Source organism: Bacillus sp. PK3-067 (assembly GCF_056738645.1).
In genome coordinates, this window is record NZ_CP096490.1 from 4,007,700 (window position 1) to 4,019,914 (window position 12,215).

The 12,215-nt window shown below is 35.3% G+C and carries 14 protein-coding genes; 4 read left to right on the forward strand and 10 right to left on the reverse strand.

The window, feature by feature from the left end; all coding sequences use genetic code 11:
* Positions 1–3 precede the first annotated feature (3 nt).
* Complete coding sequence (gene pdhA, locus M1D73_RS20465; protein ID WP_000536895.1) at positions 4–1,119, reverse strand: pyruvate dehydrogenase E1 component subunit alpha; 1,116 nt, start codon at positions 1,117–1,119, stop codon at positions 4–6.
* Between the two features lie 514 nt (positions 1,120–1,633).
* Here pdhA and M1D73_RS20470 point away from each other — a divergent pair.
* Both M1D73_RS20470 and def read left to right on the forward strand, forming a co-directional pair.
* Positions 1,634–1,780 (forward strand): YjcZ family sporulation protein, encoded by a 147-nt coding sequence (locus tag M1D73_RS20470; protein ID WP_000274562.1) that lies wholly within the window; start codon positions 1,634–1,636, stop codon positions 1,778–1,780.
* 169 nt (positions 1,781–1,949) lie between these two features.
* A complete protein-coding gene (gene def, locus M1D73_RS20475; RefSeq protein WP_000957048.1) occupies positions 1,950–2,504 on the forward strand; it encodes a peptide deformylase in 555 nt (184 codons plus the stop codon).
* A 60-nt stretch (positions 2,505–2,564) separates the two neighbouring features.
* On the opposite strand, the gene M1D73_RS20480 is transcribed toward def, so the two are convergent.
* The gene (locus M1D73_RS20480) at positions 2,565–3,338 is read right to left on the reverse strand and encodes a Cof-type HAD-IIB family hydrolase (RefSeq protein WP_000998268.1); all 774 of its coding nucleotides are present in this window, start codon (positions 3,336–3,338) and stop codon (positions 2,565–2,567) included.
* Between the two features lie 547 nt (positions 3,339–3,885).
* Between M1D73_RS20480 and M1D73_RS20485 the strand changes: the two genes are divergently transcribed.
* Both M1D73_RS20485 and rnjA read left to right on the forward strand, forming a co-directional pair.
* Positions 3,886–4,098, forward strand: coding sequence for a DNA-dependent RNA polymerase subunit epsilon (locus M1D73_RS20485; RefSeq protein ID WP_000576435.1), 213 nt, complete (start codon positions 3,886–3,888; stop codon positions 4,096–4,098).
* A gap of 4 nt (positions 4,099–4,102) precedes the next feature.
* Positions 4,103–5,770, forward strand: coding sequence for a ribonuclease J1 (gene rnjA, locus M1D73_RS20490; protein ID WP_000670377.1), 1,668 nt, complete (start codon positions 4,103–4,105; stop codon positions 5,768–5,770).
* Between the two features lie 43 nt (positions 5,771–5,813).
* On the opposite strand, the gene M1D73_RS20495 is transcribed toward rnjA, so the two are convergent.
* The 8 genes from M1D73_RS20495 to M1D73_RS20530 form a co-directional block, all read right to left on the reverse strand.
* A complete protein-coding gene (locus M1D73_RS20495; RefSeq protein ID WP_000504032.1) occupies positions 5,814–6,479 on the reverse strand; it encodes a potassium channel family protein in 666 nt (221 codons plus the stop codon).
* An 82-nt stretch (positions 6,480–6,561) separates the two neighbouring features.
* Complete coding sequence (locus tag M1D73_RS20500; protein WP_121868062.1) at positions 6,562–7,428, reverse strand: cytochrome C oxidase assembly protein; 867 nt, start codon at positions 7,426–7,428, stop codon at positions 6,562–6,564.
* A 246-nt stretch (positions 7,429–7,674) separates the two neighbouring features.
* On the reverse strand, positions 7,675–8,805 hold the full coding sequence (locus M1D73_RS20505) for an N-acetyldiaminopimelate deacetylase (protein ID WP_000218672.1): 1,131 nt from the start codon (positions 8,803–8,805) through the stop codon (positions 7,675–7,677).
* A 63-nt stretch (positions 8,806–8,868) separates the two neighbouring features.
* Positions 8,869–9,591: a 2,3,4,5-tetrahydropyridine-2,6-dicarboxylate N-acetyltransferase gene (dapD, locus tag M1D73_RS20510; RefSeq protein ID WP_000783241.1), complete on the reverse strand. Its 723-nt coding sequence runs from the start codon at positions 9,589–9,591 to the stop codon at positions 8,869–8,871.
* Between the two features lie 71 nt (positions 9,592–9,662).
* Positions 9,663–10,547: a LysR family transcriptional regulator gene (locus M1D73_RS20515; protein ID WP_002026259.1), complete on the reverse strand. Its 885-nt coding sequence runs from the start codon at positions 10,545–10,547 to the stop codon at positions 9,663–9,665.
* A 179-nt stretch (positions 10,548–10,726) separates the two neighbouring features.
* The gene (gene cbpB, locus M1D73_RS20520; RefSeq protein ID WP_000623579.1) at positions 10,727–11,170 is read right to left on the reverse strand and encodes a cyclic-di-AMP-binding protein CbpB; all 444 of its coding nucleotides are present in this window, start codon (positions 11,168–11,170) and stop codon (positions 10,727–10,729) included.
* A 168-nt stretch (positions 11,171–11,338) separates the two neighbouring features.
* The gene (gene abbA / locus M1D73_RS20525; RefSeq protein ID WP_001188692.1) at positions 11,339–11,530 is read right to left on the reverse strand and encodes an antirepressor AbbA; all 192 of its coding nucleotides are present in this window, start codon (positions 11,528–11,530) and stop codon (positions 11,339–11,341) included.
* Positions 11,531–11,650: 120 nt separating this feature from the next.
* Positions 11,651–12,169, reverse strand: a complete 519-nt coding sequence (locus M1D73_RS20530; protein ID WP_000348488.1) for a ribonuclease H-like YkuK family protein — start codon at positions 12,167–12,169, stop codon at positions 11,651–11,653.
* Positions 12,170–12,215: the final 46 nt, after the last annotated feature.

The following is a 12,215-nucleotide window of genomic DNA, read 5'->3' on the forward strand; positions in this document are numbered from 1 at the left end:
GGCTTACTTCGACTCCTTTTCTTTGTAGATTTCATATTGTTCAGCTAAGTTGTAAGGCATTTTTTCGTACATGATTTCCATTAAATCAGTTACTTTTTGTTTTGGAGCTTGGTCAGCCTTAGCAATTGCTTGTTTGATATCTTCTTTTGCTTCTTCGATTACTGTCTCTTCAACTTCTTGAGACCATAGGCCTTTAGCTTCTAAGAACTTACGGAAGCGTACGATTGGGTCTTTTTGTTCCCATTCGTTTTCGATATCTTTTGTACGGTAACGAGTTGGGTCATCACCAGCCATTGTATGTGGACCGTAACGGAATGTTAAAGTCTCGATTAAAGTAGGGCCTTCGCCATTTACTGCGCGCTCACGAGCGAAAGCAGTTGCTGCGTATACAGCTAATGGATCCATACCGTCTACTTGAATTCCGTAAATACCTGCTGCTACTGCTTTTTGTGCTACAGTTTTAGCTGCAGATTGCTTTTCTACTGGAGTAGAGATTGCATAACGGTTGTTTTGAACAACGAAGATTGCTGGAGCTTTGAATGCACCTGCAAAGTTCATACCTTCGTAGAAGTCACCTTGTGAAGCACCACCGTCACCAGTGTAAGTAATTGCAACAGATTTTTTACCACGTAGTTTCATACCTAACGCAACACCAGCAGTTTGGATGATTTGCGCACCGATAATGATCTGTGGAGCTAATGCATTTACATTCTCAGGCATTTGGTTACCCATGAAGTGTCCACGAGAGAATAAGAATGCTTGGTATAATGGTAATCCGTGCCATACTAATTGTGGTACATCACGGTATCCTGGTAAGATGAAGTCTTCTGCTTCAAGTGCGAAATGACTTGCTAATTGAGAAGCTTCTTGTCCAGCTGTAGGTGCGTAGAAACCTAAACGTCCTTGACGGTTTAAAGAAATAGAACGTTGATCTAATACGCGAGTATACACCATACGACGCATTAATTCTTTTAATTGATCATCAGATAATTCAGGCATAGCTGCTTCATTCACAACTTCACCGTTTTCATTTAAAATTTGTAATGTTTCAAATTGAGCTGCGATAGCTTTCATTTGCTCATCAACATTAAATAGGGTCTTTTTTGTTTTAGTACCCATTCCGTTCACCTCTTCCTCTCTTGAACCATATTCTGAAACGCTTTCACTGGCTATTTTCCAGTTTAAAAAGCGCAACGATGTAAACCAACATGTTTGTATGTCGGTTGAGAATAATTTTGTGTACCTAACAATCTGTACTAATGTTTTTTCAGAAACATATTAATACAATCTTGATCACGTTTTTTAGTTTACAACTATTCTAATTACGATGTCAATTACTTTGAATACGTTTTTTTATAAATAATATGCAGGTTTCTACTACACAAACGTGTTTTTATTTTTTACATCTGTATTAGTAAGCATTGACCTACTGTTATATTATTCCCTTTTTCACTTATTTTTTCTCTTAGAATAATATGTAAACGATTTAATTCTCTTTAGTTTTTCTCTCTTCGTAACAAAAATATACAAACTACTCTTCCTTTTTTAGGTAAATACCTATACATTTCTACCCTCTCTTCCATACATTATAGTAACCGCAGTATTAGCGGGAAATGATAAAGGAGGTCATCTCATGTACGGATACTCATATTGCTATCCAACTTGTTCATATCCTTCCTACGGTTATGGCGGTTCTTGTGGCGGGTCTGGACGCGGCTTCGCCTTAATCGTTGTGTTGTTTATTCTTTTAATTATCGTTGGTGCTGCTTGCATTCGCTAATTGTAAAACGAAACAACTATGGAAAGAAAAAGACGGCTTTGCCGTCTTTTTCTGTTTACCACATACATAACTACTCTATAATAGAACGATTTCCAAAATGCCTTCCCTTTCTTGCCGATGACTTTTTCCATCTCCTTTGGTAGACTAAAGAGGAAAGGAGAGATTACATATGCTTACAATGAAAGATGTTATTCGCGAAGGAGATCCTATTTTGCGCAACGTTGCAGAAGAGGTGTCCTTACCGGCAAGCGAAGAAGATACAACTACCTTAAAAGAAATGATTGAATTCGTAATAAATAGCCAAGATCCTGAAATGGCTGAAAAATATAGTTTACGCCCTGGAATCGGATTAGCGGCTCCGCAAATCGGTGTTTCAAAAAAAATGATTGCAGTTCATGTAACCGATGCGGATGGTACATTATATAGCCATGCATTATTCAATCCAAAAATCATTAGCCATTCTGTTGAACGTACATATTTACAGGGTGGTGAAGGCTGTCTATCTGTAGACCGCGAAGTACCTGGTTATGTTCCTCGTTATACAAGAATTACAGTAAAAGCAACTTCTATTAACGGAGAAGAAGTAAAATTACGTTTAAAAGGTTTACCAGCAATCGTATTTCAGCACGAGATTGACCATTTAAATGGCGTTATGTTCTATGACCATATCAATAAAGAAAATCCTTTTGCCGCTCCTGATGATTCCAAACCTCTAGAGCGATAATAATAAAAAGGCGGAAGTTAATCTTCCGCCTTTTTATTATGAAATGGGTTCCATATTCAGTTATAGCAATCCAGCCCACTTTAGTCCATGATATATACCGTCTTCATTAACATCCTTTGTCACATGATTTGCAAGTTTTTTCAAGTCTTCATGGCCATTTCCCATCACAATACCTGTGCCAACGGCTTCGATCATTTCTAAATCATTTAAGCCATCTCCAAATGCATACACTTGATCACGATTAAAACCTAACTTTTCAATGTATTTCTCAATTCCTTTTGCCTTAGAACCACCATTCGGAATGATATCCATTGAATATGCATGCCAACGAATAAAATGAAAATCTGGATAATGATTAATAAACTTTTCCTCTTCATTTACTTCACAAAAAAGTAGTGTTTGATAAATATTACGTTCCTCATAAAAATTAGGCTCATATGCTGGATGCTCAAAGTTTAAGCTTCCAAAGCCTTCTTTCACATAATCATGATATTCCACTGATGCTCTCATATCTTGATGGTCAAGATATACAAGTGGATATCCTTCTTGTTTTGCAAACTGAGTAAACTTATGTAAAGCATCTGGATGTAACGGATTATTAAATATTACCTCATCTTCAAAGACAACATATTGTCCATTAAAACTAACATAATTATGTATATCAAGTTCCTTACGAATATCTTCGAACATAAATGGCGCGCGCCCTGTCGCAATTGCTACATGTACACCTTTTTCTTGTAACTGTTTTACTGCATCTCGTGTAGATTGCGGAATTTTTTTATCATGATCTAATAATGTTCCATCAATATCAAAAAAGACAATTTTATCATTCATTTGTCAAAATCCTTTCTGGCACTCTATATTCCTATTTTGAATATCACTTTTCAAATTCTAAAAAAAAGTATAACATATTAAACATCTGTGAAGAAAGCGTTCCCTTTCTGACCTTATTTGTAAACTTTGCATATATATATTAGTAAAACATGTGGATACTTGTTCGTATGAATTTTCTTTTCCATTCTTCCTCATACTATACCTATAACTAACGGCTACTAATCGTTACTATAGAATAACTTTCACTGTATGGGAAAGGACAAGATTCACCATTCACTTTTGTCCTATCTCTTATATCAGAGATAGAGTTTTCACTAGTAATAGGCATGTTTAAAATAAGGAAAGGAAGGAGTAATCATGCTGAAGAAGCTGAAGAAAAAGCTCAAGCGTTATTTAAATGGTCTAGTCCGTAAAAAGACAGTCGCTTAAATTGTGCCCATTTCGGGCTTTTTCTTCATTCTCATTCGAAAAAACATGAAAATCGTGACTGTTTGCTTTATAATAAGTAACAGATAATGCAAAACATAGACAAGGAGAGGTTTTCCAAATGATTTTTAAAGTATTTTATCAAGAAAAATTAACTGAGGTTCCAGTACGTGAAAATACAAAAGTTTTATATTTAGAGGCTACGTCTGAAAAGGATGTTCGTACAAAATTAAATAAGTTCGCATATAATATCGAGTTTGTTCAGTCTGTTACTGGCGCTCATCTTGAATATGAAAAAGAAAACGCTGATTTAACATTAGCGGAAATCGTATAGCGATATGAAATTTCTAAAAAACGACCAAGTTGCTGTATTTGCTCTCGGTGGGCTTGGTGAAATCGGTAAAAATACATACGCTGTTCAATTTCAAGATGAAATTATTATAATTGATGCTGGAATTAAATTTCCAGAGGACGAACTTCTCGGAATCGATTATGTAATACCAGACTACACTTATTTTGTGCGAAACGAAGATAAAATTAAAGGGTTATTCATTACACATGGTCACGAAGATCATATCGGCGGAATCCCTTACCTATTACGTCAAGTGAACATTCCAATTTACGGCGGAAAATTAGCAATTGCACTCATCAAAAACAAACTAGAAGAACACGGCTTACTTCGTAAAGCAAAACTTTACGAGATTCAAGAAGATGACGTTATTAAATTCAAAAAAACGTCTGTATCCTTCTTCCGTACAACTCACAGTATTCCAGATTCGTACGGCGTTGTTGTGAAAACACCTCAAGGTCAAGTCGTTCATACAGGTGACTTCAAATTTGACTTCACACCAGTTGGTGAACCAGCTGATTTAACAAAAATGGCTGAAATCGGTAAAGATGGCGTACTATGTCTATTATCTGATAGTACGAACAGTGAAGTTCCAAACTTTACTATGTCTGAGCGTCGCGTTGGTGATAGCATTCAAGACATTTTCCGTAAAGTAGAAGGACGGATTATATTCGCAACCTTTGCATCAAATATTCACCGCTTACAACAAGTTGTTGAAGCTGCTGTTGAAAACAACCGTAAAGTAGCTGTGTTTGGTCGAAGTATGGAAGCAGCGATTGAAATTGGACAAAACCTTGGTTATATTCGTTGCCCGAAAGATACATTCATAGATGCATCTCAACTAAACCGCTTACCAGCTAATAAAGTTGTTATTTTATGTACAGGTAGTCAAGGTGAACCGATGGCAGCACTTTCACGTATTGCAAACGGTACACACCGCCAAATTCAAATTATTCCTGGAGATACAGTTGTTTTCTCTTCTTCACCAATTCCAGGAAATACAATTAGCGTAAGTCGTACAATTAACATGTTGTACCGCGCTGGCGCTGATGTAATTCATGGGAAACTTTCAAATATCCATACAAGTGGACACGGTGGACAAGAAGAACAAAAGTTAATGTTACGTCTAATTAAACCGAAGTACTTCATGCCAATTCATGGTGAATATCGTATGCAGCGTATGCACATGAACATAGCAAATGATTGTGGCATCCCTGAAGAAAATTGCTTCATTATGGATAATGGCGATGTTCTTGCTTTACGTTCGGATGAAGCTAGCGTAGCTGGAAAAATCCCATCTGGTTCGGTCTACATTGATGGAAACGGTATTGGAGATATTGGCAATATCGTATTACGCGATCGTCGTATCCTTTCTGAAGAAGGACTTGTAATTGTAGTTGTAAGCATTGATATGAAAGAATTTAAAGTTGCAGCAGGACCTGATATCATCTCACGCGGTTTCGTTTACATGCGTGAAAGTAGCGATTTAATCAATGATGCACAAACATTAATTACAACTCATTTAGAAAAAGTAATGGAGCGTAAAACAACACAATGGTCTGAAATTAAAAATGAAATTACAGACACATTAGCTCCATTCCTATATGAGAAAACGAAACGCCGTCCAATGATTTTACCAATCATTATGGAAATATAAGAAAAAGGACAATGCCATGAAGGCATTGTCCTTTTCTTTTCTCTTATCTTAAAAAGTGTTTAAATCGATCCACTTCATCGTCATGACCAATGACAATTAATATATCTCCTGCTTGAATATTCTCCGTAGCTCGAGGGGATACGATAACTTCTTTGCCTCGTTTAATTGCTACAATATTCAATCCAAACTTCGCACGAATATCTAATTCAATTAAAGAGTGCCCATCAATTTTTTTATTCGCAATAATCTCTACAATACTATGCTCATCTGAAAGCTCAAGGTAGTCTAGCACATTGCTTGATGCAATATTATTAGCAATCCTTTTTCCCATATCACGTTCTGGATGCACAATATGATCTGCACCTATTTTACTTAACACTTTTTCATGATAATCATTTTGAGCTTTTACAGTAATATTTTTTACACCCAACTCTTTCAAAATCAAAGTCGTTAAAATACTTGAATTTAAATTATCTCCAATAGCAACGACTACGTGATCAAAATTTCGAATACCAAGGCTTTTTAATACCATCTCATCTGTTGAATCTGCAATTACAGCATGCGAAGCTATATTTGCAAATTCATTAATTTTATCCTCATCTGAATCGATTGCCATTACTTCCATTCCTAATTGAGCTAATTCTCGGCAAATACTTCCACCAAAGCGACCAAGTCCAATGACAGCAAATTCTTTTTCTTTCTCACCCACGGGAATTCCTCCAATAACTTCAAGTACTATTTATTTTCAGTGTAACACACTTTATATGCGTCACAAAAACTGTAATTAGCTCTTATTTTTGTTTTTGTATATAAAAATATTGTTGCAAGTAAAAAGCGATACCAACAAGTAGCATAGCAAATACAAATATATTTCCAAAAGAACTAAATGTTTCAAAAACGAATAATAATGTTTCTTGACCAAAAAAGGCAAATAGAAGCTGTGTGAATGCAAATAACAACGCCCATATGTAATGATCTTGATGGAATAAATAATGCGTTGCACCTAAAAAAGCAATAAACGAAAAGATAAAGATCCACCAATTTTCTAAAAATAGTTGCCAATTAGAAAATTGATATCCATTTACTAATATCGCAATAAGCGCGATAACTACCATCGTCGGCACACTCCAAAATAATGCCCGTCCTCTAAAGAAACGAGTGCCTTTAACATCTCCTTTTTCATGTGCAATATATGTTAGTACTACTGTGCTTATATACAAAACAGAAAGAATTGTTAAAACGATAATAAGCCAAAAATGTAATTGATAATATTCATGCTCTATATTTGTCACGATTGCAGCTAACATGCACGGAATTAACATTCCCGTCCAACCATCTACTTTTCTTTCATTCCAAAAGACCGTATTACCAATCCTTATTCCTAACAACATAAAAATAATGATACCCAATACAAATAACGTAGTTTTATTCCCTACTAAACTCGTTGAAAAAGCAATTAATCCAATAAATAAAAAGAGCACAAACCCATTCATAATTTCTAGTACAGGTGATAAATATCTCTTCACCCATTTGTATGTTTCGTCATATTCATTATTATCTACTAGACGATAGGCATAAAAACTTATCCCAAAATAAACCGCCGCAATAATAACGTACGCATATAAGACGAAACATAAAATCGCACTGCTAATTTGCACGTAATTCCCCACCCTTTTTTCTATGTTTCACATTGATTTTACACACTTTTCATACTAAAAGTAAACATATATAAGTTAGTCAAATAATTAATAATGAGCAGTGGCTAACCCCCCTGCTCATTATTAAAACAGTACAATTAACTTTAATTCTTCCATTTGTATGTCAATGTCTAAAATCAATCTATACGAGCGTTACTTACACCTCAGAACAAAAAGTTTTTTGGAACCTTCAAGAAAGTGGAAGTTTTATTTTCTATTCCCTTTCCACTTTACATATTGGCTTAAAAATGTAATTGCCTTTTCAATCACTTCTTCGTCTGGTTTTAATTTTGCATGATGTAAACCATATTCTGAATTTACTCCAAGCCAAAACATAAATCCAGGGATTTCTCGAAGCATATAACCAAAATCTTCACCCGTCATTGCCTCAGTACATGTAATAACATTCATATCAGTTTGTTTATGTACAAATTCCATAAACTCTCTCGTTAACTCTTCATGGTTATATACTTGATGATACATTGCTCCGTAATCTATAATCGCCTCACACTGGAAAGAAGCTTCGATACCTGCAACAATTGACTCAATTCTGCTTTTCACACGCTTCATTGATTCCACTGATAATGTTCGAATCGTTCCTTCTAAACGAGATTTTTCTGCAATAATATTTTGAACCGTACCACCAGTAATTTTCCCGATTGTAATTACTGCACTATCAAGAGGATTTACATTGCGACTAATAACGGATTGAAGCTGTGTAACAAGATGACTCGCTGCAACAATCATGTCATTTGCAGTATGTGGATAGGCAGCATGGCCACCTTTCCCTTTTAAATCAATATATAATTCTGAAGTATTGGCAAATAACAGTCCTTCTTTCGTTGCAATTGTCCCCACAGCGTATTCTGGTGCAATATGAAGACCAAGAATTATATTTGGTTTCCATTCTTTTAACTCTTCACTTTCTAACATAGGAAGAGCACCGCCTGGTCCTTCTTCTGCTGGCTGGAATAGAAATACAAGGTCATCATCTATTCTTTCGCTCACAGCTTTCGTTAGAAGGCCTAAACCGATTGTTGTATGTACATCATGGCCACATGCATGCATCATTCCTTCATGAATAGAAGCAAACTCGTATCCAGTTTCCTCTGTAATTGGTAAACCGTCTATATCTGCACGATAACCTATTATTTTTTCGGGATTTTTTCCATTTACTTTAACGATTACACCCGTTTTCCATGTCTTCACTTCCACAAATTCATGAGAAAGTGTTCCTATATAATCTAAAATATACTGTTGTGTTTTCCATTCCTTAAATCCGATTTCTGGAATTCTATGTAGATCTCTACGAATTTGGACAAATTTGCTTACTGTCATTTTTGCACCTCTATCTATAAAAAGCGTAAGAGCCCATTTACGCTCTTACGCTTTTTTTACTTTTTATTTCTCTGGGTTTAATTGACGAAGCTCTTGTTTAATTTCTGTTTTTGCTTTTGTCTTCTCATCAATTTCTTTAATTACACGTGCTGGAGTACCTGCAACAACTGTGTATGGAGGCACATCTTCTGTTACAACAGCTCCCGCTGCTACAACTGCACCTTTACCTACTGTAACACCCTCTAAAACAACTACATTTGCACCGATTACTACATCATCTTCAACGATAACTGGTTTTGCAGAAGGTGGCTCAATAACACCTGCAAGTACAGCACCTGCACCTACGTGACAGTTTTTACCGACTGTTGCACGTCCACCAAGTACTGCGTTCATGTCGATCATAGAACCTTCACCAATTACAGCACCAATGTTAATTGTTGCATTCATCATAATTACAGCGTTGTCACCAATTTCAACATGGTCACGAATAATAGCACCTGGCTCGATGCGAGCTTTAATACCTTTTAAATCAAGCATTGGGATTGCAGAATTACGACGATCGTTTTCTACAACGTAGTCAACGATGTGCTTATTATTCTCATCAAGAATTGTCTTAATTTCAGACCATTCTCCGAATAATACACCTGATTTTTTATTCACAAATGCTTGTACTGTTTCAGGGAATGTTACTTCTTTTAAATCCCCTTTTATGTATACCTTTACAGGAGTTTTCTTTTCACTTTTTTGAATAAACGAAATAATTTCGTTAGCGTCCATCATTTTCATTCTTGTTGCCTCCTAAATCCATTTATAATGTTACTCTACCAAACGAAAGAGCGAGTAGCAAGATAATAATCTTATTTTCCCCTTTGAATTTCTTCTATAATTTCTAAAAATGCTTGTACTTGCTTCAACTGCCTTGCCGAGTCACTTGTTAACAACCATGTTTCTCTCGTCAGTTGAACAGGTGTTTTATACATATTTTCCTGTACTTCCTTTAAAACAGTAGAAGGTAAAAGGGCATAACCTATACCATTTAAAACAAGTTGTTTACATGTTTCAATTTGGTCAACTACAATCGTTCGCTTAGGCGGATTAGAAAATAAACCATACCACCAATTTTGTATTTGTCCATAATAAGTCGAGTCACTTTTAAATTGAATGAACGGTCTATTTGTTTCTTTTAACATCGAAATATCTTTTATTTCTTTATCAACTAAATACAGTTCATCTTCAAATAATTGTTGCTTCTGACCTTTATATTCTTGTGTTCCCCTCAGTATAGCAACATGCACGTCTCCTTCATAAAACTGCTTTTGCACTTCACTACTCCATCCAGTAAACAGCGATATCTTTACAGAAGGATATTTATGCACAAACTTTTTCAAAACAGGAGGGAGCCAATATTGACCAATAACTGATGCAACAGCTATTTTTAACGTTCCATGAGTTTCCGTTCTGAAAACAGCCAGCTCACTTTTTATATCTTCTTCCCTTTGCAACATTTCTTTGGCATAATTTGCAACTTTTTCCCCTTCAGGTGTAATTGTCAATCCTTTTTGTGAGCGAATAAAAAACTTCATTCCCCATTGTTTCTCCATAGATTGTAATCGTTGACTCAGCGCAGGTTGGGAAACAAATAAACGTTCCGCCGCTTTTCTCATATTTGATTCCTGAGCTAACACAACCATCATTTGAAAATCATCAATTTGCAACTTTCTCCCTCTTTCCTTAGCTTCCATACACCTTATTTCAATAAGCTTTTCATCCTTAATTTACCCGAATGCTTTCATTCAGAAAATACAATTGTCCAGCACAAACTTTCCTTATGTTTTATGTCTTTTTAAATATAATACATACACAAGTGATATGCACGAAAAAAAAGTGACTTCTTCGTTTCTATGAAGTCACTTTTTTCACTTTATCGATTATGTTGCCTTACTTTCTTATTCAACAATTTTAAAATAGCCCGACGTGTTAAAATCCCCTCAAAATAGCCTTCTTCATTAACAGCGCAAATAAAAGGATGATCAATTGTCATTTCTAAAGCCTTTGCAAATGAATCGTCTAATTTAAGAACAGGTATATCTTCTTTCATCACCTGCTCTACTTTCATATCATCGAGCCTTTCAAACTCAATACGTTCTAATCCTAACATACCATCTAATATCATGGCAGTACTAATCAAACCATGTAGTTTATACATTGGATCTAAGACAGGTATCGCTGAATATCCAGATTTTACAAGAACGAGTAAAGCATGTTCTAAACTATTTCCAATTTGGACATGAGCTACTTTTTCCGATGAAATCATTAAATCCTTCACAAGAATTTGTTGAAATTCGTCTTTCGGAATACTAATCATATTACATCCCCCATTTTCCCTTTTTCCTGCTTATGTTCACAACTCTATTCACATTTTATGACAGCGTTTTCATATTATTATTTTGTCCTAAATTTATTTCAATAAAAATACAATCACACAGCTATTTTAGCATACCGCACAAAAAAAAGACTACCATTCCGGTAGCGCTTAATACCCTTTATTTTTTAATCTGTAAAATAACCTTGTGATTTTTTTATATTGCATCACATCTGTCTGTTTCAAACCATTCTCAATATCTGTAAGTTCCACAGCTAAAATTTCACTTGCGTAATTTTGCTGAAATAAAATATCTAGTAGTAAACTTTCTTCTTCCTTCGTTAAAACAACTTCCCTTTGCATATACCCCTCTCCTTACACTCGCATCGTTACTCTTATTATATAAAAAATTCAACCTATTTAATAGATGTAATATTCAGTTTTCGTTTAAAGATATGTAACAATCGTACACATACAAAAAAATCATTTCGTATATCGATTTGCATAGCTAAACGCCGCATAAGCATCCGGCTTAATTTTTGCAGTTAATCCCATCGCTCGAATTTTTTCTGTCATATCTAAAATAAATTCTTTTGTTAAGCCATCATTCCCAATGTCTAAATGAATTTCCATTATGAATCCAGCCCCATCTTGAGCATAAGGATGCAATAACTCCCATATTGTTTGTATATGAGTAGGCGTAAATAGACATGCGATTTCTTGACTAAACTGCGTTTCTAAATATATTTTCTCACGTAAGGTCGCTGGCTTATCTTTTACTGATTTATGGTGTAAACAACCCCAGGCACCTTTTCCAACACGATGAATATGGATTGCTGTAATAAACCTCGTATCCTTTTGATGCGCTTGCGAGTCTGTCCCAATGGATAATCGATACAAATTTCGCGGATCCTTTTCAATGAAACTACAAATACGGTTAAAGACCATATCAAAATTTAAATGTCTCTCTGAAACATTGTAAAATTTATGTGCACCGTCCATAGAGTCACGTCCTTTCAATTAGACAGACTTTTCGTATTCTCATTGT